Origin of the sequence: Nitratireductor sp. GZWM139, from assembly GCF_030068685.1 — a bacterium.
GTDB lineage: Bacteria > Pseudomonadota > Alphaproteobacteria > Rhizobiales > Rhizobiaceae > Nitratireductor > Nitratireductor aquimarinus.
In genome coordinates, this window is sequence record NZ_JAMQML010000007.1 from 39,428 (window position 1) to 63,816 (window position 24,389).

Genomic DNA, 24,389 nt, shown 5'->3' on the forward strand with positions numbered 1-24,389 from the left:
GCCAGTGGCCGGGCGCCTTCTTTTTTGTCTTTTTTCGGGAAGAGGCGAGGTGCTTGCATGACGGGACTGGCGAAGGCGTCCGGGTTGCGGATGGGCTTGTTGCTGGCCTTTTTCGTGGGCTTATGGACGGTCTATGCGAGCCTGACGCAGCTCAATCTCGACGGTTTCGGCGACATGCTGGAAAACTACTCCTGGGGCATCGCCTGGGAGCAGGGCTACTACAAGCATCCGCCGCTTTTCGCCTGGATCACGGCCGCCTGGTTCTCCGTCTTCCCGAATGTGGACTGGGCCTACTATCTCCTGTCGGCCGTCAACAGCGCCGCGCTCATGTTTGCAAGCTGGCGCATCGCCGTGCGGTTTCTCGATCCGTGGCGCGCGTTTTTGAGCACCGCGCTCTTCTTCTTCCTGCCGCCGGTCACCTTTTTAGCCATCAAGTACAACGCCAATTCGGCGATGCTGCCTTTCTGGGCGGCGACGGTCTGGTTCTATCTGCGCTTTCTTGAAAAGCAGCGGCTTTCCGACGCCATCATTCTGGGCGCGCTGGCTGCGGCTTCGGTGCTGATCAAATATTTCTCCGGCGCGCTTCTGGGCGCGATTGTCCTTCATGTCCTGATCGACCGGGAAGCGCGCGGGCTGCTGCTGCGCCCCGGCGTCTGGGTTGCCAGCCTCGTCTTTGTCGCGCTGGTCACGCCGCATCTGATCTGGCTTGTTGGCAACGATTTCCTGCCGCTCACCTATGTGTCGGAGCAGGGCGATGGTTCCGCGCTGATCGGCATCACCTCCGCCCCCCGTTTCCTTGGCGCGCTTCTGGCCTACATGCTGCCGGTGGTGCTGGTGCTTCTGATCGCCATACTGCGCAATGGGCGCGGGCCGTGGTTTGATGCAACGCCCTTCCTGGCGCTGCGCAAGACGCTGGCCGGCAGGGCGCTTCTGTGGACCGGCTTCGGCTCGCTGGCGCTGACATTGCTTCTGGGCATTGCATTCACGGTGCAGTTCAGTTCCGTCTGGGCGCTGCCGCTCTATTTCGCCGCGCCCATCTTCTTGATGCTGCTCATCAAGCCGGGGCGGCTTGAGGCGCAGAAACTGGCAATTCCCGCTGCCGTGGTGATCTACGGCGCGTCCCTTCTTGCGCTGTCGCCCTTCATCTATGCGGAAGAGGCGAAGAACACCTCGCACTACAACAATGTGCCGGTTCGCGCGATTGCAACGGAGATCGAGGCGGCCTGGAACGAGCGGTTCGACACGCCGCTCACCCATGTGGCGGGCGACAAGATACTGGCGAGCGGCACCACGTTCTACACCGCCTCGCGTCCCTTCTCCATGCAGGGCAATTCCTATGCGCTGACACCCTGGGTTTCGCCGCAGGCGGTGGCCGAGAAGGGCATGGCGATTGCCTGTTTTGACGGTCAGTCGGGATGTCTTGCAAAGGCTGAAGAACTGGCGGGCGCAGGGGCGGAGACGCAGGTTCTGACCGTGCCCGGTTTCGGCGGCGAACGAAGCTGGACGGTGCAGCTGTTCTTCATGCCACCGGCGGCTCAGGGCTCCTGATTCCTTTTTCGGAAAAACGCGCTGTTTTTGGGAAATTCGGGACGAAATTTCTTCGTTTTACCCGAAATTCCCTCAAACGATGCGGTCTTCTATGGACCAGCGCGCGGCGAAGAAATTCAGGATCGCACCGATCACGATGCCGATCAGCTTGGCCGCGAAAAGACCGGTGAGCGGGGGCAGGAGATAGACGGCGAGCGTCGACGAGCCAAGCGAGATGATGCTGCCGCTGACGGCGAATTTCGCAAACGCCCTGTGCAGGCTGAAACGCTCCGCCCGCTCGAATGTCCAGCGTGAGTTGACGACAAAGGAAAAGATCACCGCCACCGCCCAGCCGAGAAAATTGGCGAGCAGCGGCGCAAAAGACAGGGCGATCAGCGCCGTGAAGGTGGCGAAGTCGATCACCGTGTTCAAAACGCCGACCACCGCGAAGCGGCCCAGCTTTGCGGAAAGCGTGCGGTTCTCGCCTTCGCTCATGAGCGGGCCTGTCTCAGGGAAAGCCCGGCGGCGACAAGGCGGGCGGGAAAGGCGTCTGCGGCGAGCGTATCGCGCTCTTCTGCGCGGGCATCGGTGAAGACGTCGCGGCTGCGCAGCACATCATCCACCGTGCCGGGATGGCACATGATGACGCTGCCATGGGGCGCCCTGTCAATGAAGAGATCGAGCGCGCGGGAGAATGCGCCCTTGCGCCGCCAGTCATAGAAGCCGCAGAGCGGGCCTTCGACGGCGAAGCCGTGCCGGCGCATCTCGGCATCGAAACCGCGTGCGAGCAGGCGGGCAACCACGATCTTAGCCTTGATGAGCGCAGGGGCGGCGCGCAGCGTCGGTGCGCCGCGAAGCCAGGGGCGCTCGGCTGCGGGAGCATCGGCAAAGCGCGCGGCCAGCCAGCGCCGGACCGGCGGCAGGAAATGCACGTGCTGGTGCCCGTCGATGAAATCGGGATTGCGGCCGAACGCCTCGCGGAAACGGTCAAGCTGCGCATCGGCCTCGGCGGCGATGGCGGCATCGTCGTCATGGCTTGCCAGAAGCCGTTTCAGCTCCGGCATTTTCCGACCGGTGGAAAGGGCCGGAAAATCGGTGAGGGTGAGGTGCATGCCGGTCGCAAAGCTGCCGCTGGTGGCTGTCAGCGCGGCGGCGTGGTCGCGCCAGTCATCGAACAGCGTCATGCAACCCGTGCCGCTCAGGCGGCCATTGGCGAGAAGCATGCGAATGCTCTCGCTGACGGCAGGGGAGAAGCCGTAATCGTCGGCGATCAACCAGACCGAGCGGGCGGCGGGCTCAGTCATCGTGAGACGCTCTGCCGGTTTTGCGCGTCTCGGCCAGCGGGACGGCGCTCGGACCGGACATGGATTTGATGATGTAGTTCGGCCGGTTCTTGGCCTCGCTCAGCGCCGACCAGACATATTCGCCGACAAGCCCGGTCAGGGCGAGGTTGAGGCCGCCAAGCACGAGGACGGCGACGATGAGGCTCGGATAGCCGGGAACCGCGACGCCGGTGAACAGAACCTCCAGAAGGATCTTGATGCCGTAGATGAAGCCGAGTGCTGCAACACCGCCGCCAAACAGCGACACCATGCGCAGAGGCACGACGGAGAAGGAGGTGAAGCCTTCGAGCGAAAAGGCGATCAGCTTGCGGCGCGACCACTTGCTTTCACCGCCCTGGCGATCTGCGGGCTTGTAGAGAATGCGTTCCTGCCGGAAGCCGGTCCATGCATAGAGGCCCTTGTTGAAACGGCGCTGGTCGCGCAGCTGGCGGAGCGCCATGGCAAAGCGCCGTGTCATGATGCGGAAGTCGCCGGCATTGGCCGGGATTTCGTAGCGCTGTCCCATATTGATGAGCCAGTAGAAGCCGTTGGCCAGATAACGCCCGAGCGTGCGGCTTTCGGCGCGGTCGGCGCGAATGGCATAGACCATGTCGAGATCGGGATCGGCGATGATGCGGCCGATCATGTCGAGCGCGACATCGGCGGTGTGCTGGAGATCTGCATCCATGAGCAGGACGTAATCGCCCTCGCTCTGGTCGAGACCGGCGAGGATCGCCGTTTCCTTGCCGAAATTGCGCGCGAGCGTGATGAGCGACCAGTCGCCGGTCATGTGCTCGCCATAGAGCGCGCCACCGCCATCGGTGCTGCCGTCATCGATGAAGATGAAATTGGTGTCGAGGCCGAAGCGTTCTTTTGCCTGCGCAGCCAAATCGCCAGCCAGGGCGCAGAAGCCGGCTACACTTTCCCGCTCGTTGAGGAACGGGACCAGAATGTCGAGCCGTTTGGCCACGCGCGCAATCTCCATCAAAAGGTGACACGATCAAAAGGTGATTTGCCAACAGAAAGTCGAAAATGCCTATTCGTTAAGTCGCCTTGCCGCAAGGCTTCTGATAGGAAGGCGCGAAATCACACGATCCGACAAAGGCCCGCCCATGCATAGCACCTTGGCGCAACCGAAAGAACCGGCGGAAACCGTTGAAATGGCAACGCCGACCGGCGAGGACACACCACCTTTCATGAAGGGTATGCCGTCTTCGGTGGAGTTCAACAAGCTGCGCAAACGCCTGCTGCGCAACACGCGTCAGGCGATCGAGGATTTCGCCATGGTGAAGCCCGGCGAGCGCTGGCTTGTGGCGCTTTCGGGCGGCAAGGATTCCTACGGGCTTCTGGCGGTGCTGATGGATCTTCAGTGGCGCGGCCTTTTGCCGGTGGAGATTCTCGCCTGCAATCTGGATCAGGGGCAGCCGAACTTTCCAAAGCATATTTTGCCGGATTATCTGGACAGTCTCGGGGTCGCGCACCGGATCGAGTATCAGGATACCTATTCGGTGGTGACCGAGAAACTGCCCGAATCGAGCACCTATTGTTCGCTCTGCTCCCGGCTGCGGCGCGGGCACCTCTACCGGATCGCGCGCGAAGAGGGCTGCTCCTCGCTTGTTCTCGGTCATCACCGGGAAGACATTCTCGAAACCTTCTTCATGAACCTGTTCCACGGCGGCAGGCTGGCGGCGATGCCGCCCAAGCTTTTGAACGATGAAGGTGACGTGATGGTGCTGCGCCCGCTCAGCTATTGTGCGGAAAGCGACATGGCGAAGTTTGCCGACGCCATGAATTTTCCGATCATTCCGTGCGATCTGTGCGGCAGTCAGGACGGGCTGCAGCGCAATGCGATGAAGTCTATGCTGACCGACATCGAAGCCCGCATGCCCGGCCGCAAGGACACGATGATCCGGGCGCTGACCAATGCGCGCCCGTCTCATCTTCTGGATCGCAAACTGTTCGACTTTGCGGGTCTTACACGGGCTGATTGACCGCGTGGAACATGCGTCCGCGCTCGGCGACCAGCACCAGAACGATGCCGACTGCCCCGGTGATGAAATAGCCGGTGGCGAGCGGGGCGGTTGAACCGTCGAACATCTGGCCGATGAAGGCGCCGATCAGGCCGCCGCCCAGCGTGGTGAGAAAGCCCTGCGTGGCGGCTGCCGTGCCCGCCACGTGGCCCAGCGGCTCCATGGCGATGGAGTTGAAGTTCGCGCCGACCCAGCCGAACTGGAACATGGCGACCGAGAACAGCAGGAAGAACAGCCAGAACGGCATGAAGCCGATGCTTGCCAGAACGAGCCAGAGCAGGCTGACCGTGGTGAAGCCGACCAGTGCGCCGTGGGAGAGACGGCGCATGCCGATGCGGCCCACGAGGCGCGAATTGGTGAAGGACGAGACGGCCATCAGACCGGCGCCGACGGCAAACAGGATCGGGAACCAGTCCGCCAGATCGAAAGCGTCGGTGTAGATCTGCTGTGCGGAGCTGATGAAGCCGAACAGCGCGCCGAAGACGCTGGTGGTGGCCAGCGTGTAGCAGAGCGAGATGCGGTTCGTCAGAACGATGCCGAACCCCTTCGTGATCGATGAGACGGTGAGGGCGCGGCGATTCTCCGGCGCAAGCGTTTCGGGAAGGCGGAAAGCCGCCCATGCGCCGAAGATGATGGCGAGAACGGCCATCGCCACGAAGATCTCCGACCAGTCGCCGAAGATCATGATGATCTGGCCGATGCTGGGAGCGATCACGGGGATGACCATGAAGACCATCATGACCATGGAGAGGACTTCTGCCATCTGGCGACCGCCAAACACATCGCGGATGACGGAGACGGCGACAACGCGCGTCGCGGCAGCGGCAACGCCCTGAAGGAAGCGCAGGACCAGAATGAAGGCGAAGCTGGGCGAGATGGCCGCAATCAGCGACGTCGCCACATAAAGCGTGAGACCGAAGAAGAGCGGCGCGCGGCGACCGAAACGGTCCGAAACGGGGCCGAAGAAGAGCTGTCCCGCACCGAGGCCTGCGAGATAGGCGGTCACGATATACTGGCGCGAATTCTCGTCATCGACGCCCAGCTCCGCGCCAATCTGCTGAAGGGCGGGCAGCATGATGTCGATGGCGAGCGCGTTGATGGACATGAGCGCTGCCGTCAGCGCGACGAATTCGACACGACCGAGGGATCTTTGCGGTTTAAGGGCGGTTTCTGAAACGGGTTTCTGCATATATCTCTCCAGCGGTCGTCAATGCGTGCAATCAAATGGCCGGTCGCGCCCCCTCGCAGTAAAAAGGCAGGTGGGCCGGTCAACAGGGGCAGGCGTCCGCGCCGTCAGGGCGCGCGTCTGCAAAAGGTTTCAGCGCGTCCGCCCGAACAGTACCGCCCAGGAGAAACCCCCGAAATATCCATGAGGGTTCTCGCATGGCGAGGCGCGCTTATCTCCTGCGTCAAAACACCAGTTGCCCTGCGGGCAAAAAAGCATGTTCAGACGCGAAAAAATGCGCTGGCGAAAACCAGCGCATTTCCAAAGAGGAGAGCGCCAGCGTGAAAGCAGGCGCGGTCCTGAAAAGCTTTTTAGGCGGCGCCTTTGGCTGCCACGCCTTTTTCGTTCAGGAAAGCCTGAAGCTCGCTGGCCTGGAACATCTCACGAATGATGTCGCAACCGCCAACGAATTCACCCTTCACATAAAGCTGCGGGATGGTCGGCCAGTTGGAATAATCCTTGATGCCCTGACGAAGCTCGTCGGAGGTGAGGACGTTGATGCCTTTGTACTCGACGCCGAGATAGTCGAGGATCTGGACGACCTGACCGGAGAAACCGCACTGCGGAAAGCCGGGTGTGCCCTTCATGAACAGCACAACGTCGCTGCTCTTGACCTCATTATCGATGAATTCGTTGATGCCGCTCATCGCAAGTCCTTTCATGTCCGGGTTCAAGGCCCGGCATTTTCATCATCAAACGTTATGTATTGCACCATTTTCCATGGCGCAACGCCACGCGTCAAACTTTCCGGATGAAATCAGTCCGGAGCGCTGGTCTGCAGGGCGAGCGCATGGAGCGCACCGCCCATATTGCCCTTGAGCGCGTTGTAGACCATCTGGTGCTGCTGCACGCGCGACTTGCCACGGAAGCTCTCCGCCACAACCTCTGCGGCGTAATGATCGCCGTCGCCAGCAAGGTCGCGGATGGTGACCTGGGCGTCCGGGATGCCTTCCTTGATGAGGCGCTCGATATCAGAAGCATTCATAGCCATGGGTAGGCGAGTCTCCAAAACAGTCTGTCTTAACGAGATATGGCTGTTCCGGCAGGCAAGGTCAATCGCAGTGAGCCCGCGAAGGCAGCGGCCGAATGTCCGCCCCGGTTTTAAAAACGAGCCGGGGCGGGACAGTGCGATGTCAGTCCATGAAGCCCGGGAACCAGGCCTCGTGCGCCGTCTTCAGCACTTCAACGGAGACAGCGCCGGCATCGCCGAGCTCAAGCGTGTCGCCACGGGTCTCGCCAATTTCGAAGGCCGACACACCGGCCTTTTCGGCTGCGGCGAGCACGGCTTCAACATCGCTGGTGGTGACGATGTAGCGGCCCTGATCCTCGCCAAAGAAGGCGGGGATGGCGTCTTCAGGCGCATCGATGGTCGCGCCAATGCCCGAAGCAATGGCCATTTCGGCGAGTGCAACGGCGAGTCCGCCATCGGAACAGTCGTGAACGGCGGAGACCTGACCGGCGCGGATCAGCGCACGCACCATGTCGCCGGTGCGCTTTTCATGCGCGAGATCGACCGGCGGGGGCGGGCCCTCGGCGCGGCCATGAATGTCGCGCAGGTAGACGGACTGGCCCAGATGCGTGCCCCAGCCTTCCGGCGCGCCGATGAGGACGACGGCCTCGCCTTCGGCGGCAAAGGCGGCGCGGGCTGCCTTCTGCCAGTCGGGGATGAGGCCAACGCCGGCCATGGTCGGTGTCGGCGGGATCGCTTCGCCCAGCGTCTCGTTGTAGAGCGAGACATTGCCGGAAACGATGGGGAAGCCGAGCGCGGTGCAGGCCTCGCCGATGCCCTTGATGGCATGGACGAGCTGACCCATGATTTCGGGCTTCTCCGGATTGCCGAAGTTCAGATTGTCGGTGGCCGCCAGCGGCTCGGCGCCGGTTGCGGTGATGTTGCGCCAGCACTCGGCAACCGCCTGCTTGCCGCCCTCATAGGGATCGGCCTCGCAATATCGGGGCGTGACATCGGAGGAGAAGGCAAGCGCCTTTTTGTCCTGTCCGTCGACGCGCACCACGCCGGCGTCGCCGCCGGGAAGATGAAGCGAATTGCCCTGAATCAGCGTGTCATACTGCTCCCAGACCCAGCGGCGGGACGAGAGATCGGGCGAATCGAGCAGCTTGACGAGGCTGTCGGCAATGTCGGCCTCGGGAGCCGGGCCTTCGAGCGGGGCCCGGAGCTTCGGCTCCACCCAGGGGCGGTCATATTCCGGCGCTTCGTCGCCAAGTTCCTTGATGGGAAGATTTGCGACTTCCTCGCCCTGATGGAAGATGCGGAAGCGCAGATCGTCCGTGGTCTTGCCGACGATGGCGAAGTCGAGACCCCATTTGCGGAAGATGGCCTCGGCCTCGTCGCGCTTTTCGGGGCGGAGCACCATGAGCATGCGCTCCTGGCTTTCCGACAGCATCATCTCATAGGCGCTCATGCGCTCTTCGCGCACGGGCACGCAGTCGAGATCGAGCTCGATGCCCAGATCGCCCTTTGCGCCCATCTCGACCGCCGAGCAGGTGAGGCCGGCAGCGCCCATGTCCTGAATGGCGATCACGGCGCCGGTGGCCATCAGCTCAAGGCAGGCTTCGAGCAGGCATTTTTCGGTGAACGGATCGCCGACCTGAACGGTGGGGCGCTTCTCGTCGATGCCTTCGTCGAACTCGGCAGACGCCATGGTCGCGCCGCCGACGCCATCGCGACCGGTCTTTGCGCCCAGATAGACGACGGGCAGGCCGACGCCTTCGGCCTTGGAATAGAAGATCGCGTTGGTCTCGGCGATGCCGGCTGCAAAGGCATTTACCAGAATGTTACCGTTATAGCGGGCGTCGAAGTTGACTTCGCCGCCGACGGTGGGAACGCCGAAGGAATTGCCGTAGCCGCCAATGCCGGAAACGACGCCGGCAACCAGATGCTTCGTCTTGGGATGATCGGGCGCGCCAAAGCGCAGCGCGTTCATGGCGGCGACGGGGCGTGCGCCCATGGTGAAGACGTCACGCAGGATGCCGCCGACGCCGGTGGCCGCGCCCTGATAGGGCTCGATGAACGAAGGGTGGTTGTGGCTCTCCATCTTGAAGACCACGCACTGGCCATCGCCAATGTCGACCACGCCGGCATTCTCGCCGGGGCCCTGAATGACCTGCGGCCCCTTTGTGGGGAGCGTGCGCAGCCATTTCTTGGAGCTCTTGTAGGAACAGTGCTCGTTCCACATGGCCGAGAAAATGCCCAGCTCCGTAAAGCTCGGCTCGCGGCCGATCAGCTCCAGGATGCGCTGATACTCATCGGGCTTCAGGCCGTGAGCCGCAATGAGGTCTTCGGTGATCGGGATGTGATTGGGGATGGTCATCGGGTCGGCGTTCCCTGCAAAAGGGTGGCAACGGGTGTCTCGAGGCTGCGTTACAGTATTGCGGCCCGATAATCCACTTCCCAATGCCGGTTTTCATCAGCCGTAATTGTCAAATCCGCTGATCGGGTTGTCCAGAAGGCCTGCGAGCGTGGCAAATCCCCGCCGGATCAGGTCGCGGTTTTGGGGAACGGTGAAGGCGATGCGCACCCGGTGGAGGGGTGCGCCGGAGCGCCCGACGCGGAACTCGTCCTCGTCGTCGATCAGCACGCCTTCCTCGAAGGCCGCCTGTTTGAACGTGCTGGAAAGCCAGGGTTCGGGCAGTTTGAGCCAGAGAAACGGCGCGCGGGGATGGCTGGTGAAATCGGCCCCGGCGAACGCTTCGGCTGCAATGGCGTGACGTGCGGCGATCTCTTCAAGCACCTGATTGCGCAGGGTTTGCGCCTCGCCGGACAGGACGAGCTGCGCCGCCAGTTCGCCCAGCAGAAACGGCATGCCGCCGGTGATCATCTTGTGGGCGGTGAGAATGCGGGAGGCATAGGCGGGCGGGCTCGCCACCCAGCCGCCGCGAACGCCGGCGGCCACGGATTTGGAAAGGCCGCCCACATGAAAGGTGCGCTCCGGCGCAAGCGAGGCGAAGAGAGGCGGGGTTTCCTCAAGCAGCGCGCCATAGATGTTGTCCTCGATCAGCCAGACATTGTGAAGCCGGGCGATATCCACAATGGCGCGCCGGCGCGCCTCGGGCATGGTGGCGAGTGTGGGATTGTGGAGCGAGGCCACCAGAAACACCATGCGGGGATGCTGCTGGGCGCAGACGCGTTCGAAATCCTCCGGGATCATGCCGTCTTCATCGATGGCGATGGGGAGAGGGCGGCGGCCGATGACCGTGGCGCTGCGCGCGACATGGGAATAGGTGAGTTCTTCAAAGGCGATGCGGTCGCCCGGCGTGGTCATCGCGGCGATGGTGGCGAGAATGCCGGCATGGCCGCCAAGCGTGGGGACAATGCCTTCGGGCGGCGGGCTCCAGCCCTCGCGCGCCAGCCACTGACGGCCTGCATCGAACCAGTGAGCGGGCAGGCTGCGCGTGTAGCTGGCAATGCTGTGCGGGTGCTCGCAAACAATGCGCGTGGTGATGCGCTCAAGCGCCGCGGCCTGGCCGATATCGGGGGCAGCGGAGGAATCCATGCGCGTCTTGCCGGACGCAACCACCATGTCGCGCGTGCCGCCGAAGGCCTGTGCGGCAGAGGGGCCGGTGCGCGGCGTGCCGACGCGTTCGAGCACATAGGTGCCGCGACCGACTTCGCCGGAAACGAGCCCGCGCTGACGCAGGAGTGCATAGGCGCGACTGACCGTGCCTATGGTCACGCCGATGTCGTAGGCGAGATTGCGCTGGGGCGGCAGCTTGGTTCCGGAGGCAAGACGTCCGCTCTCAATGTCCCGCTCGATCTGGTCTGCGAGGCGCACATAGAGCGGGCCGGTGCCGCGCGCGAGGTTTGGAAGCCAATTTGTCATGGTGACAATTGTGTATATTGCACCTGTTTTTGAGTCAATGCATAGGTTCAATCGTTCAAATAAAGACGGATCGAGGGCATTGCAATGGGTGCAAGTAAGACAATGCGTGGTGCATGCAGTCCCGCTGCGCCGCGTCTGAAGCACGAGCGCGCGGGGTTCGGCCTCGCTTATGTGATGGGAAAGCTTGCGGCATGGCTGAGCAAGCGCCGCAGCAGGCTGGATCTTCTGGAGTTGACCGACGAGCAGTTGTGCGACATTGGCGTGTCGCGCAGTGAGGCGCGGCGCGAAGGGCTGCGCCCCTTCTGGGATTAGAGCGTTTCCGGTGAAAACAGGATCACCGGAAACGCTCTGTCTTTATGATTTGACGCAATTGCGAACGCAAAACCGGTCTCCACTTTTGCTGGAATTGCTCTAGCTGCCGCCGCCCGTTTCGCGGGTGGCGCTGCCTTCGGTTGTGAGGCGGTCTGCGAGGATCGCGAGGCGGCCAAGAAAGGCGAAGAGCAGGAGAATGGCGGCGGATGTGACGAGAACGCTCGGCCAGCCGTTCAGCGCGACATCGAGAAACGGGTAGGGCACTTCGCCGGTGATCTGTGCGCGGGCGAGCACGTAGACCATGTAGGCGAACGGATAGGCGAGCCAGAGCGGAACGTGCCGCCAGCCGAGACTTCCATCCGTACCGGCCGAAAGCCACCAGGCGAGGTAGATCGCGGGCGCGACGTAGTGGAGCACGATGTAACAGACGAGGAACAGGCCTTCCGGCTCCCAGAGCGCTGAAAGCAGTAGCCAGTAGATAGTGCCGACCACGGTGATCGCAATGGCGATGCCGGCGCGCACCCATGCCTGCGTGAAAAAGCCCTGTCGACCAAACAGGGCTGCCCCATGAACCAGCACGGCCAGTATGTTGGTCAGAATGGTGAAGAAGGAAAAATAGAAGACAATCGAGCCTGCAAGGCTGCGCCCGGCTTAAATGGCGTCGGGGATGGTCAGACCGAACTGAAGAATGAGCGCGAACAGACCTATGGTCAGGCCTGCGACGTTCAATAATCTGGCCATGCAATCCCCCCAAGATCGCCGTGCGTCCGTCTGGATGCACAAAGGACGATCTAAACCAGTGATGGAGCATCGGAATAGCCGGAATTCACATTTCGGCCCGATGCTCTTGAGTTCCCAGGGAGATGCAATAAAGCCCGGAATCTAAATTCCAGGTTTAAATTTAAAGCGATTGAAACCGCAAAATCAGCACGAAGAGCCGCCGCTGGACCAGCGCATGATGTCGGTGTTTATGCGTGCGCCGGTGCGTGTGGAGGCCAGAGGGCCATAGGTGCTGATCGTCGCTGGCGACCCTGACGCTTCGATGACAAGCAGCGGGAGACCCTGCTGCTTGTTGCTGCGCACGATCAGAAGGCGTGGCCGCCCGACGCGCGTGTCGAGTTCGGGAACCATGCGCAGATCGCGGAAGCGACGGTCACCGGAGCGTATCCAGCATTTGAGGCCTGCGCTGTTGATGGTCTGAAGCGCCTTTACCGCGCTCGATTCCTCGACTTCGAGGGTGAGCGGCCCGCCCGCCGGCTCTGTCTGGCAGGCGGCGAGGGAAAATGTCAGCGCTGCAAGGGCTGCGCCGGCGGCAAGCCGGGAGCGTAATTGAAAATGCGAACCGGCGTGACCGGCGCGGCCCATCAGGCGGCCTTTCCAAGCACGCCGGCGAAGAGCGCGCGACCGTCATCGCCGCCATGGGCGGCTTCGATCAGGTTTTCGGGGTGAGGCATCATGCCAAGCACATTGCCGCTGTCGCTGACAATGCCGGCAATGTCATTCACCGAGCCGTTGGGATTGGTGCCCTCGGCGTAACGGAAAGCAACCTGGCCTTCGCCCTCGATCCGCTTCAGCGTCTCGGCGTCCGCGAAATAGTTTCCGTCGTGGTGGGCAACCGGGCAGCGGATGATCTGGCCCTGCTGATAACCACGCGTGAAGGGCGTGTTGGCGTTGGTGACTTCAAGCTTCACCTCGCGGCACACGAATTTCAGCGAGGCGTTGCGCATCAGCGCGCCGGGCAGGAGGCCCATTTCGAGCAGAACCTGGAAACCGTTGCAGACGCCCATGACGAGAACGCCCTTGCGGGCCTTTTCGGCCACGGCCTGCATCACCGGCATGCGGGCGGCGATTGCGCCACAGCGCAGATAGTCGCCATAGGAGAAGCCGCCGGGAATGACCACCAGGTCGACATCGGGAAGCTCGGTCTCCGTCTGCCAGACAGTGATCGGCGCTTTTCCGGAAATCTTGGTAAGCGCGGCGATCATGTCGCGGTCGCGATTGAGGCCGGGAAGCTGGATGATGGCTGATTTCATGGGTTCTGATCGTTCGGGCTGGGATCGTACGGTTTCTGAGGGCCTTCGGCCAATTCGCGGAGCTCGAGGCGGGGTTCTATGCGTTCAAGGCGGTCGTCATGGCGTCCGAGCATACCGTAGATATTGTGGGTGTCCTGCTGGATCGCAATCATATGCCCCCGGATGGAGATCAGCTCCTGACGGATCTCCGATTGTCCGGCTTCAAGTTTGTCCAGGCGACCCTGCATGCTTTTGAGAACCTCATAAAGCAGCTCATTGGTGACGTCGCCCATGACAGTCTTTCTCTACAACCTCAGGTAACGGAGACAGTGTAGTCCTCAATCACGGTATTCGCCAGAAGCTTTTCGCACATGGCGTTGAGGTCGCTCTCGGCCCTGGCCCTGTCGGAGCCCTCGAGCTCCAGGTCGAAGACCTTGCCCTGACGCACCGAACCGACGCCGGAGAAACCGAGCGCGCCGAGCGCGCCTTCAATGGCTTTTCCCTGCGGGTCCAGAACGCCGTTCTTCAACGTCACGGTGACGCGCGCCTTGATCACGGTAGTGCTCCCTGATTTCCCGACGCGCCCTAGTGGCGCGTCTTGTTGTCTTTGGAGGATACGAGGACGGGACCGCCACCGCGCGGCGGTTCGTTCTCGTTCATGATGCCGAGACGGCGTGCGACTTCCTGATAGGCCTCGACCAGCCCGCCCATGTCGCGGCGGAAACGGTCCTTGTCCATCTTGTCCTGCGTGGTGGTGTCCCACAGGCGGCAGGAATCAGGCGAAATCTCATCCGCCACGATGACGCGCATCATGTCGTTTTCCCAAAGGCGGCCGCACTCCATCTTGAAGTCGACGAGCTGGATGCCGACGCCAAGGAAGAGGCCGGTCAGGAAGTCGTTGACGCGGATGGCGAGCGCCATCATGTCGTCGATCTCCTGCGGGCTTGCCCAGCCGAACGCGGTGATGTGCTCTTCGGAGACCATCGGGTCGTCCAGCGCATCCGCCTTGTAGTAGAATTCGATGATCGAGCGGGGCAGCACGGTGCCTTCCTCGATGCCCAGACGCTTGGCGAGCGAGCCGGCGGCAACATTGCGCACCACGATCTCGAGCGGAATGATCTCCACTTCCTTGATCAGCTGCTCGCGCATGTTGAGGCGGCGAATGAAGTGGGTCGGGATGCCGATCCGGTTCAGATGCTCGAAAATGTATTCCGAGATCCGGTTGTTGAGCACGCCCTTGCCATCGACAATCTCATGCTTCTTCTTGTTGAAGGCGGTGGCGTCGTCCTTGAAGAACTGAATCAAGGTGCCGGGCTCCGGGCCTTCATAAAGAATTTTGGCCTTGCCCTCATAAATGCGGCGACGACGGTTCATGGCTTTTCCTGGTCCGTTGCCTTGACAGGGAAACTTCGCGCGGAAGTTCCGCAACGCGGCAGTTTCAAAGATGCATCGTTTCACGGGGTCTCTAGCGCAAACCCGTCCATACCACAATTGCCATTTCTCAAAGCCAACCGGTTTATGGCCGCAGCCAAAGGGCAAATGCGCCCATAGAGCGTATTGACCCGGAGCGGGGGTTCTGGTTTTTGCTTGCCAACCCAGTTGTATCCGCATCGTTTGCGATGCCCGAGCCGGAGGACATTCAGTATGGCCAGCATGAAAGACCGCGAAGACGCTTTTGAGAACAAGTTCGTCCACGACGAAACCCAGAAGTTCAAGGCGATGGCGCGTCGCAACAAGCTCCTGGGCCTGTGGGCCGCAGAAAAGCTTGGCAAAAGCGGCGACGAGGCCGAGGCCTATGCGCGCGAAGTGATGAACTCGGACTTCGAGGAAGCCGGTGACGAGGACGTGTTCCGCAAGGTGCGCAAGGACTTCGACGCCGCCAATGTCGAGCAGTCCGATCACCAGATTCGCCGCACCATGGAAGAGCTGCTCTCCACGGCGCTCGAGCAGATCAAGAACGGCGAGTAAGCGTCTTGGCGTCCTTGTCGCTGGCAGCACGCCTCAGGGCGGGGGAGAGCGTTTTCTCCGCCTGGTCGCTGATTCCCGATTCGCAGACCGTCGAACTGGTTGCCGGACTGGATTTCGGCGCCGTCACGCTCGACATGCAGCATGGCGGTCATCACGAGGACAGCGTGCTGCGCGGCGTGGGCGCCGTTCGGCTGAAGGGAAAGCACCCGGTGGTGCGCATTCCCGTCGGCCGTTTCGACATGGCGAGCCGCGCGCTGGACATGGGAGCGGAAACCGTGATCGCGCCCATGGTCAACTCGGTAGAGGATGCGCGCGCCTTTGCCGCCGCCATGAAATATCCGCCCGTCGGGCTGCGTTCATGGGGACCAAGCTTCGCCATGCCGCGCGCCGGGGCCTCCGATGCGCAGACCTGGCTGGCGAACGAGAACGCCAACACGGTCGCCTTCGCGATGATCGAAACGCGGCAGGCGCTGGCGGCACTTGATGACATTCTCGCCGTGGACGGGATCGACGGTGTTCTGGTCGGTCCTTCGGACTTCTCCATTGCGTGGTCGAATGGCGCGACAATGGACCCGGCGCTTGAAGACATGATGCCGGCGATTGCCTCCATCGCGGAAAAAGCGCGCGCAGCGGGCAAGCATGCGGCCATCTATGTGGTCGATCCGCTGCTTGTCGGCCGTTTCCATGCAATGGGATACCGGTTCTTCGCGCTCGGGTCCGAGGGCGCTTACATGACCGACGGTGCACCGGCCATGCTTGCGGCTGCGCGCGGTTCGATCAAGGGCTGATCCGGCCACAGCCGGTCTGGCAAATGATTGAGGGCGGTTCTTCGTTTTTCAGGAACGATGAGCCGCCCTTTGCTTTTCAGGCGCACCGGCAGAAGACGCGGTCTGCGGAGAGGCTGTTCAGAGCTGCTGCAGGAATTTGGCGAAGGTCATGGAGCCTTCCGGCCAGGGGCCGAAGCCCGATTCGGCATTGATGTGCCCGGCGTCACCCGCATCCATAAACAGCGAACCCCACGCGGCGGCGATGTCTTCAGCCACTTCGTAGGAGCAGAAGTGATCGTTGCGGCTGGCGATGGTGATCGACGGAAAGGGCAGCGGATCGCGCGGGTACGGCCCGAAGGTCATCAGGTGTTTGGGCCTGATCTTGCTGTTTGCGACATCGGGCGGGGCGACGAAGAATGCGCCCGCAACCGGCTTCCTGAACTCGGGAATGGCCTGAACGGCGGTGGCGACGCCCAGCGAATGGGCGACCAGCACAACGGGCTTTTCCGCTTCGTTGACGGCCGTCACCACATTGGCGATCCAGTCCTCGCGAACCGGCTTCGACCAGGCTTCCTGTTCGACGCGACGCGCCGTCGACAGCCGCGACTGCCAGCGCGTCTGCCAGTGATCGGGCCCGGAATTGGTGTAACCGGGAATGATGAGAATATCGGCGTCTGAAGCTTTCATGGCCGGGCATGTAGCCATCGTGTCGGAGGCATGCAAGCGCTGGGATGATCTGCGGCGCGAATTGCGCGTGTTTTCGAACGATTTTTGAAGATTGTATTTTATTTGGTGAACAGCGTGTTCGCCGGGCAGGTGCTTGTGCGGAGGGGGATGGCGCGCCAGTTTCAGGGGGACATGAGGCGGCCCGCCAAAGGGGCTGGCTGCCGCTTCGCAGGAGATAAAGCGATGAGTGGGTTTCCCTTTGCCGCAACCACGCCGGTCAGCATTGGCCGTGTCGGCCTGAAAGCGCGCGACGCGCAGAAGCTGGCGGCGTTCTATTCAGATATTCTGGGCCTTCAGGAGATGGACGGCGACAATGGCGCGATTGCGCTGGGTGTCGGTGGTCGCACGCTTCTGGAGATTGCCGAGGACCGGTCTGCCGAGCCGGACGATCCGCGCGAGGCCGGTCTCTTTCACACGGCGTTCCTGTTGCCGGAGCGGGCCGATCTGGCGCGCTGGTCGCTCTTTGCCCGCGACCGCAATATGCGGCTTGAGGGCGCGTCCGACCATCTGGTCAGTGAGGCGGTCTATCTGTCCGATCCGGAAGGGAACGGCATCGAGATCTATGCGGACCGCGCGCCCGAATGCTGGACCAAAACCGCGGACGGGATCGCCATGGCGACCGAGCGTCTCGATTTCGGCAGCCTGCTTTCCACGGTTCCCGATGGCGATGCGGGCTGGCAGGGCGCGCCGGAGAACACGGTGATCGGCCATGTGCATCTGCGCGTCGGCGACCCGGTGACGGCGGAAGCCTGGTGGCATGAGGCGCAGGGCTTCGACACGATGACGCGCTATGGATCGCAGGCGGTGTTTCTGGCGACGGGCGGTTACCACCACCATATCGGCGCAAACAGCTGGCGCAGCGCCGGGGCGGGCAAACGCAACCCGAACCGCACGGGGCTCTCCTGGCTTGAACTGAAGAGCAGGAATGCGACGGCGGAGACCGAGTTCGTCGATCCGTGGGGCACGGTCGTGCGGGTCGCACCGTCGAACTGACGCGTCAGGTTCCGCGAACCCACAATGCGGCGGGATTTTCATGCGCGGCGTCAGCCCCTCATCCCCCTGCCGGGACCTTCTCCTCGCTGGCGGGGAGAAGGAAGCCGTCATTCAGCCAGAGCGTTTCCGCTTCTTGTGGAATTGCTCCAGCCAACAAATAAAAACGCCGGCGCATCGGGTGATGCGCCGGCGTTTTCACGTTTCAGGGCGTCAAGATCAGCTTTCGCCGAAAACGCGCTCGAAGATCGTGTCCACATGCTTGGTGTGGTAGCCGAGGTCGAACTTGTCGCGGATGACCTCTTCGGAGAGGGCGGCGCGCACCTCGTCGTCACCGAGCAGTTCGGTGAGGAAGTCGGCGCCCTGTTCCCACACCTTCATGGCGTTGCGCTGCACGAGGCGGTAGGCGTCCTCACGGGACACGCCAGCCTGGGTGAGGGCAAGCAGAACGCGCTGCGAGTGAACGAGGCCGCGGAAGCGGTCCATGTTCTTCTGCATGGCGTCGGGGTAGACGACCAGCTTTTCCATCATGCCGGTGAGGCGGGCGAGCGCGAAGTCGAGCGTGACGGTCGCGTCGGGGCCGATCATGCGCTCGACGGAGGAGTGCGAGATGTCGCGCTCGTGCCAGAGCGCCACGTTTTCCATGGCCGGCGTCGCATAGGCGCGGACCATGCGGGCAAGACCGGTCAGGTTTTCCGACAGGACCGGGTTGCGCTTGTGCGGCATGGCCGACGAGCCCTTCTGGCCCGGCGAGAAATACTCTTCGGCTTCCAGAACCTCGGTGCGCTGCAGGTGACGCACCTCGACCGAGAGCCGCTCGATGGAGGAGGCGATCACGGCGAGCGTGGCGAAATACATGGCGTGGCGGTCGCGCGGGATGACCTGCGTGGAGACGGGCTCCGGCTTCAGGCCCATCTTCTCGGCCACATGCTCCTCGACGCTCGGGTCGATGTTGGCGAAGGTGCCGACAGCGCCGGAAATGGCGCAGGTGGCGATTTCTTCGCGCGCATTGACGAGGCGCTGGCGGCAGCGCTCGAACTCGGCATAGGCCTGGGCGAGCTTGACGCCGAACGTGGTCGGCTCGGCATGGATGCCATGGCTGCGGCCGATGGTGACGGTGTCCTTGTGCTCGAAGGCGCGCTTCTTGAGAGCGGCGAGCAGCTTGTCGAGATCGTCAAGCAGGATGTCGGTGGCGCGCACGAGCTGGACGCTGAGGCAGGTGTCGAGCACGTCGGAAGAGGTCATGCCCTGATGCACGAAGCGGGCTTCGGGGCCGACAATCTCTGCCAGATGCGTCAGGAAGGCGATGACGTCGTGCTTCGTTTCGCGCTCGATCTCGTCGATGCGGTCGATGTCGAACGTGGCTTCGCCGGCCTTGTCCCAGATGGTCTTCGCGGCGTCCTTCGGCACGATGCCGAGCTCGGCCATCGCGTCTGCGGCATGCGCCTCGATTTCGAACCAGATGCGGAACTTGGTCTCAGGCGACCAGATTGCGGCCATTTCAGGCCGCGAATAGCGCGGGATCATGCGTGCCTTGCCTTCCATAGGTGTGGGGTTGGCGCTTCACTAGCAGAGGTGCGCGTTTTGCTCAACGCGGCTTGATGGCATAGGCGAGCGAGAGCGCGAAAAGTGCGGCCAATCCCCAGGGAAAATAGACGCGCAGGCCGAGAACGGCGAACTGGTATAGTGCGCCGGCTATTGTGAAGACGAACTCAAACGCCCATCGGATCGACAGGATCGGGCCGTGCCACTGGGCGTAATAGGCGCGGTATTCGAGCGCGTAGAGGGCGGCGGTGATGCACAGGGTGCACAGCGCGAAGGCGAGGAAGGCTGCGGCAAAGCGCTGTTCAGGCCGGCCATGGCGCGCGATAAGCGCCTGAAGCGTGTGGCCGAGCGGAAAGGCAAGCACGCCGCCCAGCGCAAAGATCACGGTGAGGGCGGTGACGCGCGGCGCGGTCTGCCATTCGCTTTGCCAGAAGAAGGCGAAGGCGTTGAGCCCCATCAGCGCGCCCCAGAGGAGCGCGCCCAGAAGAGCCGTGGCGGGGGCGGGCAGTGCGCGCCTGATGGCGGCGAGAGCCGGTCTCATGAGATCCCGATGCTATCACCGCCCCCGGACATGACAGGTCAGTGCTGGCCGGTGACGGCGATGAAACGGTGGTCCGGCCCTTCAAAGCCGATACCGCGCACGGCGATCATGACGGCGAAGACCGGCGAACCGCCCTGAGGGTAGAAAGTCTGGACGCCGGCGATGCGGTAGCCGAGCGGGCAGCCGCGGCTTTTCGGAATGGAATTGTCCTCATGCACGAGCGTGGTTTCCGCACCCGGTTCGGTGGCGATGCGGGTGAGGCGGAAGCCTGCCGCTTCACCGAAGCCGTAGCATTCCGCGCCATCGGGCATGGGCAATTCGGCGAGGCGGAAATCAAGGGTGCCGTCGATCGACGGGAAGACCGGGCGCGGATTGACCTCGATGCGATAGGGATCGGCCGAAATTTCCGTGACCGCGTTCCAGCCGGCGGTGAAACCGGGATTTTCGGCGAGCACTGCGTCGCTGATGACGGACTGGGACTGGCTTTTGGCCTGTGCGCGGGCGTCGGCGAGGCTTGCGCCATCCTGATCGATGCGCACACGGACCGGTGTGCCGGGCAGGAAACTGTCATTGGCGGTGTTGATGTAATAGCGGTTTGCGTAGGGAAAGCCGGAACCGTCCTGAATGCCATACTCCTCAAAGGCGAAGGTGGAGCCATCGGCGGAAAAGCCGAGAATGTTGACGGAGGCGGTGTCGCCCGCCTGCGCCATGGTGCAGGTGGCGGCGAGGGCGATGGCGCAAAACCCTGAATGAAGAGATTTCATGCTGAAAATCCTTTTAAACTGAAACTAGTCACGCTTGCTGGTGGCTTTGAGCTCTTCCCAAACCGGGAATATATCACGATTGGTCTTTTTTGCGGCAAAGACGCCGCGTGCGATGGCGCGGGCCATGGTTGCGGTGGCTGCGGCGTTCAGGTCGATCACGCCTTCCATGTCGAGGACCGTGTCGTTGCGGCCAGTGGCAAGACCGAACACGAGATCGCCGTCGACCGGCGTGTGGGTCGGCCAGATGGCGCGGGCAAAACCGTCATGGGCGGCGATGGCGAGGCGCTTGGCAGCTGCCTTGTCGAGCTTTGCGTCGGTGGCGATGACGGCGATGGTGGTGTTGCCGCGCGCGGTGGCGCGCAGCTTGGTCAACACTCTGGATGCATCGTCGGGCATCGGGTGAGGCAGGCCGAGACCGCCGAACTCGTCACCGATCTCGAAGGGCGCTGCCCAGAAATGCGGCGTGCCGCCGACGGTGACGGAGCCCACGGCATTGACGGCGACGAGCGCGCCGACGGTGATGCCGTTTTCAAGCACGGTCGAGGCCGAACCGAGCCCGCCCTTGAGCGCGGCGGTGGTTGCGCCTGCGCCTGCGCCGACGCTGCCGATCTCGAACTCCTGCGCGGCGGCCATGGCGGCCTCGAAGCCGAAATCGCGATAGGGGGAGAAGCGGCCCCAGTTCTTGTCGCCGCCATTGGGCAGATCGAACAGGATCGCCCCCGGCACAATCGGCACGCGAAAACCGAGGATCTCGAACCCGCGATCCATCTCGCGCAAAGCCGCCTGTACGCCTGCTGCTGCGTCGATGCCGAAGGCCGAGCCGCCCGACAGCGAGATGGCGTCGACGCCATCGACCAGATTGTGCGGCTCCAGAGCGTCCGTTTCGCAGGTGCCCGGCGCGCCGCCCAGCACCTGAACGCCGGCGGCGGCAGGCTCATCGCACAGAATGGCGGTAACGCCGGATTTGACGGTCTCGTCCGTGTGGTTTCCCACAGTGATGCCCGCCACATCGGTGAGCAGATTACGCGGGCCGGTGCGCCACATCATTCAACCTCCTGGAATGTCTGGTCCTCGAAGCGGAAGAGGCGATAGAAACCCTGGTTCAGATCGCCTTTGGCGTCGAAGGAAAGAGAGCCGAGCGCGGTGCCGAACGTGCCGGAAGAAAGGGCGTCGAAGACCGATCCTGCTTCCGCGTCCGCCTGACGGGCGGCGGCAATGGCAAGTTCCGTTGCGGCATAGCCCGGAATGACATAGCCGTCCGGCACGATGCCGGCGACTTCAAGCGTCTGCCTGACGTCATCCGAGACGATGTCCGCCCAGTGCGGCAGGCCGACCATGAGCGTGCCTGTGGCAAGGGGGACGCTGCTGTTTTCCGCGCGCAGCGCCTCGCCACCGGCAATGGTGAGTTCGTAATCCATGCCGCGCGCATCGCGCGCCAGAATGGCGATGTCGCTGCGGTCGCCGCCGACGAAGACATGGGTGGCTCCGGCGCGGCGCAAGCGCCCGGCGAGGCCGATCTGGTTGTCGAGCTGGGGGCGGAACGTGTCGATGAAGACGGGGTTCAGTTCCTGAAGCTCGGCGGCGGCGCGCATGTTTTCGGCCAGTTCACGCCCGTAGATCGTGCCGTCATCGACGATGGCGAAGAAATTCTCGCGCCAGCGCGGAACGAGAATGTCGGCTACGGCGTCGCGTTCTGCGTCGGCGCGGGGCGCGGTGCGGAAAACAGGCCAGCCGGTGCGCTCGCGCTGGTCGGTGAGCGTGGCGGTGCGCACGCCGGGCGTTACGACGGGAATGCCGGCCTCGGCAAAGAGCGGCAGCGCGGCCTCGATGGCGTCGGTGCACAGGAAGCCGACCACGATGGCGACATTCTGCGCGATCAGCGCGCGGGCTGCCGCCTCGCCACCTTCGGTGGTGCAGCGTGTGTCAGCCTCGATGGCGGTGGCGCCGCCGGCTTCAGCGGCAAGGCGGGCACCGTCGCGCAACTGATTGCCAAGAATGGAGAAATTGCCGCTGAGTGGCGCGGCGATGCCGATGGAGGTTTCCTGCGCATGCGCGGAAGGCGCGGTCAACGCGGCAAAACTGGAGACGAGAAGGCAAGCGAGGCAACGCATATCTGGAGATCAATCACCCATTTCACGGTCACGCACTAGCATGAGAATCAGGCCGCCCGCATCCGAAGTTAACCGCAAAGCTGCGGAACTGGTAAATAACTGTGCCATAAAGTGCTTCCGTCGATGGAGACTTTCTGGCGCAGTCCTTTTTCCTTTTTTGGACTGTCGGGCGATGGTGCGCCTTGGTAAGGCTCTGCAGCAATCCTATATCGCACATGTGAGTTGAAAAGAGTTGACTGTGCTGAAGACCAACGAGATCGAACCGCGTCATTATCGCGATGCCATGGCCCGCTTTGCAGGGGCCGTTCATGTGGTCACGACCGACGGGCCGGCTGGCCTGCGCGGCGTGACGGCGATTGCGGCGTGTTCCGTCTCGGACGATCCGCCGACGGTGTTGGTGTGCCTCAACCGCGAAAACCCGCACAATGAGGCCTTCGTGAAGAATGGCATCTTCGCGCTCAACACGCTGACGGCAGACCATCAGGCGCTTTCCAACGCCTTTTCCGGCCTGACGGGGCTTTCGCCCGAAGAGCGTTTTGCGCTGACCGAGTGGGAGACCATCGCCACGGGCGCGCCGACGCTGCCGGATGCGCTGGCGGTGTTTGACTGCCATGTGGTTCAGACCGTGGAAATCGGCACGCACCGGGTCTATTTCGGCCGCGTGGCCGGCCTGAGCATCGGCGACAAAAGCAATCCGCTCCTCTACCATGAGCGGGGCTACCGGGTATTGTAGCCTCTCGACCCGGGAGTATTTCGGGAAACCCGGGGAGCCCTTTGGGAAGCAATGGGGGAATGATGTCCGAAACGACAGCCCGCGGCCTGCCGCAATCTATCGACGAGACGCTTACGCTTCTGACGGAAGGCGGCTATGTGGCCGACCGGGCGCTTGCGACCGTGCTGTTTCTGAGCCTGACCATGCAGCGCCCGCTGTTTCTGGAAGGCGAGGCAGGTGTCGGCAAGACGGAGATCGCCAAGGTTCTGGCGGCGGGGCTCGGGCGCAGGCTGATCCGGCTGCAGTGCTATGAAGGGCTTGATGTTTCGTCTGCCGTCTATGAGTGGAACTATGCCGCGCAGATGATCGAGATCCGCATGGCCGAGGCTGCGGGCATTCACGACCGCTCCGAGATGGAGAGCGGCGTCTTCTCCGAAAAATACCTGATCCGCCGCCCGGTGCTGGAAGCGCTGGAAAGCGGCATTGACGGGCCGCCGATCTTCCTGATCGATGAACTCGACCGGGCGGATGAGGCGTTCGAAGCCTATCTTCTGGAAGTGCTCTCCGACTATCAGGTGAGCGTGCCGGAGCTGGGAACGATCAAGGCGGATGAACCGCCCATCGTCGTGATCACCACCAACCGGACCCGCGAAATCCACGATGCGCTGAAGCGGCGCTGCCTTTATCACTGGGTCGATTACCCGGATGCGCAGCGCGAGCTGGAAATTCTCGCCCGCAAGGTGCCGAACGCCAACGCCACGCTGGCGAAACAGGTGGTGACATTCGTGCAGAAACTGCGCGAGCTCGATCTCTTCAAAGCGCCGGGCGTGGCCGAAACCATCGACTGGGCAACGGCGCTGACGGCGCTGGGCAAGGACAGCCTCGATGCGGATGCGGTGTCGGACACGATGGGCGTGTTGCTGAAATACCAGGACGACATTGCGCGGCTGGAAGACGGCGAGGGCGCGCGCGTTCTCGAAGAGGTCAAGGCCAGCTGAC

At 62.7% G+C, this 24,389-nt stretch carries 29 protein-coding genes; 9 read left to right on the forward strand and 20 right to left on the reverse strand.

The annotated features are described in order from the left end of the window. The first annotated feature begins 57 nt into the window (after positions 1 to 57). Positions 58 to 1,548, forward strand: a complete 1,491-nt coding sequence (locus tag NDI72_RS10300; RefSeq protein WP_283800426.1) for a glycosyltransferase family 39 protein — start codon at positions 58 to 60, stop codon at positions 1,546 to 1,548. Positions 1,549 to 1,620: 72 nt separating this feature from the next. Here NDI72_RS10300 and NDI72_RS10305 read toward each other — a convergent pair whose 3' ends face one another. The 3 genes from NDI72_RS10305 to NDI72_RS10315 are packed head-to-tail and all read right to left on the reverse strand — an operon-like array spanning position 1,621 to position 3,819. After that, positions 1,621 to 2,022, reverse strand: coding sequence for a GtrA family protein (locus tag NDI72_RS10305; protein WP_283800427.1), 402 nt, complete (start codon positions 2,020 to 2,022; stop codon positions 1,621 to 1,623). Then, positions 2,019 to 2,831, reverse strand: a complete 813-nt coding sequence (locus tag NDI72_RS10310; RefSeq protein WP_283800428.1) for a ChbG/HpnK family deacetylase — start codon at positions 2,829 to 2,831, stop codon at positions 2,019 to 2,021. Before NDI72_RS10310 ends, NDI72_RS10305 begins: the two co-directional genes overlap by 4 nt. Then, on the reverse strand, positions 2,824 to 3,819 hold the full coding sequence (locus tag NDI72_RS10315) for a glycosyltransferase family 2 protein (RefSeq protein WP_283800429.1): 996 nt from the start codon (positions 3,817 to 3,819) through the stop codon (positions 2,824 to 2,826). Before NDI72_RS10315 ends, NDI72_RS10310 begins: the two co-directional genes overlap by 8 nt. Before the next feature lie 190 nt (positions 3,820 to 4,009). On the opposite strand from NDI72_RS10315, the gene ttcA reads away from it, so the two are divergent. Then, positions 4,010 to 4,840: a tRNA 2-thiocytidine(32) synthetase TtcA gene (gene ttcA, locus NDI72_RS10320; protein WP_222473946.1), complete on the forward strand. Its 831-nt coding sequence runs from the start codon at positions 4,010 to 4,012 to the stop codon at positions 4,838 to 4,840. On the opposite strand, the gene NDI72_RS10325 is transcribed toward ttcA, so the two are convergent. From NDI72_RS10325 to NDI72_RS10345, 5 genes are all read right to left on the reverse strand, one after another. Next, positions 4,824 to 6,068: a multidrug effflux MFS transporter gene (locus NDI72_RS10325; RefSeq protein ID WP_206552703.1), complete on the reverse strand. Its 1,245-nt coding sequence runs from the start codon at positions 6,066 to 6,068 to the stop codon at positions 4,824 to 4,826. The two genes, ttcA and NDI72_RS10325, sit on opposite strands and share 17 nt — an antisense overlap. Positions 6,069 to 6,415: 347 nt before the next feature. Then, positions 6,416 to 6,751 carry a Grx4 family monothiol glutaredoxin gene (gene grxD, locus NDI72_RS10330; protein WP_113156272.1) on the reverse strand — a complete coding sequence of 112 codons (336 nt, stop codon included), beginning with the start codon at positions 6,749 to 6,751 and terminating at the stop codon, positions 6,416 to 6,418. 110 nt (positions 6,752 to 6,861) lie between these two features. Beyond that, positions 6,862 to 7,095: a BolA family protein gene (locus NDI72_RS10335; RefSeq protein ID WP_113155012.1), complete on the reverse strand. Its 234-nt coding sequence runs from the start codon at positions 7,093 to 7,095 to the stop codon at positions 6,862 to 6,864. Positions 7,096 to 7,237: 142 nt separating this feature from the next. Continuing rightward, on the reverse strand, positions 7,238 to 9,433 hold the full coding sequence (gene purL / locus NDI72_RS10340; RefSeq protein WP_283800430.1) for a phosphoribosylformylglycinamidine synthase subunit PurL: 2,196 nt from the start codon (positions 9,431 to 9,433) through the stop codon (positions 7,238 to 7,240). Positions 9,434 to 9,529: 96 nt separating this feature from the next. Continuing rightward, the gene (locus tag NDI72_RS10345; RefSeq protein ID WP_113155014.1) at positions 9,530 to 10,942 is read right to left on the reverse strand and encodes an aminotransferase-like domain-containing protein; all 1,413 of its coding nucleotides are present in this window, start codon (positions 10,940 to 10,942) and stop codon (positions 9,530 to 9,532) included. 84 nt (positions 10,943 to 11,026) lie between these two features. On the opposite strand from NDI72_RS10345, the gene NDI72_RS10350 reads away from it, so the two are divergent. Next, on the forward strand, positions 11,027 to 11,254 hold the full coding sequence (locus tag NDI72_RS10350; protein ID WP_206545454.1) for a DUF1127 domain-containing protein: 228 nt from the start codon (positions 11,027 to 11,029) through the stop codon (positions 11,252 to 11,254). A 99-nt stretch (positions 11,255 to 11,353) separates the two neighbouring features. Here the strand turns inward: NDI72_RS10350 and NDI72_RS10355 are convergent, their stop codons facing one another. Then, complete coding sequence (locus NDI72_RS10355; RefSeq protein ID WP_349632272.1) at positions 11,354 to 11,833, reverse strand: Pr6Pr family membrane protein; 480 nt, start codon at positions 11,831 to 11,833, stop codon at positions 11,354 to 11,356. Here NDI72_RS10355 and NDI72_RS21995 point away from each other — a divergent pair. Continuing rightward, positions 11,822 to 11,986: a hypothetical protein gene (locus tag NDI72_RS21995; RefSeq protein ID WP_349632273.1), complete on the forward strand. Its 165-nt coding sequence runs from the start codon at positions 11,822 to 11,824 to the stop codon at positions 11,984 to 11,986. The two genes, NDI72_RS10355 and NDI72_RS21995, sit on opposite strands and share 12 nt — an antisense overlap. A 192-nt stretch (positions 11,987 to 12,178) precedes the next feature. Here NDI72_RS21995 and NDI72_RS10360 read toward each other — a convergent pair whose 3' ends face one another. The 5 genes from NDI72_RS10360 to purC are packed head-to-tail and all read right to left on the reverse strand — an operon-like array spanning position 12,179 to position 14,640. Beyond that, positions 12,179 to 12,619: a hypothetical protein gene (locus tag NDI72_RS10360; protein WP_206545452.1), complete on the reverse strand. Its 441-nt coding sequence runs from the start codon at positions 12,617 to 12,619 to the stop codon at positions 12,179 to 12,181. Then, positions 12,619 to 13,287, reverse strand: coding sequence for a phosphoribosylformylglycinamidine synthase subunit PurQ (purQ, locus tag NDI72_RS10365; RefSeq protein WP_113155018.1), 669 nt, complete (start codon positions 13,285 to 13,287; stop codon positions 12,619 to 12,621). The genes NDI72_RS10360 and purQ overlap by 1 nt, the downstream gene beginning before the upstream one ends. After that, a complete protein-coding gene (locus NDI72_RS10370; protein ID WP_206547686.1) occupies positions 13,284 to 13,559 on the reverse strand; it encodes a hypothetical protein in 276 nt (91 codons plus the stop codon). The genes purQ and NDI72_RS10370 overlap by 4 nt, the downstream gene beginning before the upstream one ends. A 20-nt stretch (positions 13,560 to 13,579) precedes the next feature. Beyond that, positions 13,580 to 13,822: a phosphoribosylformylglycinamidine synthase subunit PurS gene (purS, locus tag NDI72_RS10375; protein ID WP_206545450.1), complete on the reverse strand. Its 243-nt coding sequence runs from the start codon at positions 13,820 to 13,822 to the stop codon at positions 13,580 to 13,582. Positions 13,823 to 13,851: 29 nt separating this feature from the next. Further along, positions 13,852 to 14,640 (reverse strand): phosphoribosylaminoimidazolesuccinocarboxamide synthase, encoded by a 789-nt coding sequence (purC, locus tag NDI72_RS10380; RefSeq protein WP_113155021.1) that lies wholly within the window; start codon positions 14,638 to 14,640, stop codon positions 13,852 to 13,854. 270 nt (positions 14,641 to 14,910) lie between these two features. Here purC and NDI72_RS10385 point away from each other — a divergent pair, with 270 nt between their 5' ends. Both NDI72_RS10385 and NDI72_RS10390 read left to right on the forward strand, forming a co-directional pair. Further along, positions 14,911 to 15,234, forward strand: a complete 324-nt coding sequence (locus NDI72_RS10385) for a DUF1476 domain-containing protein (RefSeq protein WP_113155022.1) — start codon at positions 14,911 to 14,913, stop codon at positions 15,232 to 15,234. A gap of 14 nt (positions 15,235 to 15,248) precedes the next feature. Beyond that, positions 15,249 to 16,022 carry an HpcH/HpaI aldolase family protein gene (locus NDI72_RS10390; protein ID WP_206547732.1) on the forward strand — a complete coding sequence of 258 codons (774 nt, stop codon included), beginning with the start codon at positions 15,249 to 15,251 and terminating at the stop codon, positions 16,020 to 16,022. Between the two features lie 117 nt (positions 16,023 to 16,139). Here the strand turns inward: NDI72_RS10390 and NDI72_RS10395 are convergent, their stop codons facing one another. Continuing rightward, positions 16,140 to 16,688 carry an RBBP9/YdeN family alpha/beta hydrolase gene (locus NDI72_RS10395; RefSeq protein ID WP_113155024.1) on the reverse strand — a complete coding sequence of 183 codons (549 nt, stop codon included), beginning with the start codon at positions 16,686 to 16,688 and terminating at the stop codon, positions 16,140 to 16,142. 222 nt (positions 16,689 to 16,910) lie between these two features. On the opposite strand from NDI72_RS10395, the gene NDI72_RS10400 reads away from it, so the two are divergent. Continuing rightward, positions 16,911 to 17,720: a VOC family protein gene (locus NDI72_RS10400; RefSeq protein ID WP_283800431.1), complete on the forward strand. Its 810-nt coding sequence runs from the start codon at positions 16,911 to 16,913 to the stop codon at positions 17,718 to 17,720. A gap of 216 nt (positions 17,721 to 17,936) precedes the next feature. Here the strand turns inward: NDI72_RS10400 and purB are convergent, their stop codons facing one another. The 5 genes from purB to NDI72_RS10425 all read right to left on the reverse strand — a co-directional run bounded on the left by purB (position 17,937) and on the right by NDI72_RS10425 (position 22,678). Next, a complete protein-coding gene (gene purB, locus NDI72_RS10405) occupies positions 17,937 to 19,244 on the reverse strand; it encodes an adenylosuccinate lyase (RefSeq protein ID WP_113156273.1) in 1,308 nt (435 codons plus the stop codon). 61 nt (positions 19,245 to 19,305) lie between these two features. Beyond that, positions 19,306 to 19,803 (reverse strand): hypothetical protein, encoded by a 498-nt coding sequence (locus NDI72_RS10410; RefSeq protein ID WP_283800432.1) that lies wholly within the window; start codon positions 19,801 to 19,803, stop codon positions 19,306 to 19,308. A 38-nt stretch (positions 19,804 to 19,841) separates the two neighbouring features. Further along, positions 19,842 to 20,567, reverse strand: a complete 726-nt coding sequence (locus NDI72_RS10415) for a DUF2259 domain-containing protein (protein ID WP_206552694.1) — start codon at positions 20,565 to 20,567, stop codon at positions 19,842 to 19,844. Between the two features lie 24 nt (positions 20,568 to 20,591). Next, positions 20,592 to 21,611 (reverse strand): P1 family peptidase, encoded by a 1,020-nt coding sequence (locus tag NDI72_RS10420; protein WP_283800506.1) that lies wholly within the window; start codon positions 21,609 to 21,611, stop codon positions 20,592 to 20,594. After that, on the reverse strand, positions 21,611 to 22,678 hold the full coding sequence (locus NDI72_RS10425; RefSeq protein WP_283800433.1) for a branched-chain amino acid ABC transporter substrate-binding protein: 1,068 nt from the start codon (positions 22,676 to 22,678) through the stop codon (positions 21,611 to 21,613). The genes NDI72_RS10420 and NDI72_RS10425 overlap by 1 nt, the downstream gene beginning before the upstream one ends. A 238-nt stretch (positions 22,679 to 22,916) precedes the next feature. On the opposite strand from NDI72_RS10425, the gene NDI72_RS10430 reads away from it, so the two are divergent. Beyond that, positions 22,917 to 23,411 (forward strand): flavin reductase, encoded by a 495-nt coding sequence (locus tag NDI72_RS10430; RefSeq protein WP_206545444.1) that lies wholly within the window; start codon positions 22,917 to 22,919, stop codon positions 23,409 to 23,411. Between the two features lie 62 nt (positions 23,412 to 23,473). Beyond that, the gene (locus tag NDI72_RS10435) at positions 23,474 to 24,388 is read left to right on the forward strand and encodes an AAA family ATPase (protein ID WP_113156275.1); all 915 of its coding nucleotides are present in this window, start codon (positions 23,474 to 23,476) and stop codon (positions 24,386 to 24,388) included. The last annotated feature ends 1 nt before the right edge of the window (position 24,389 follow it).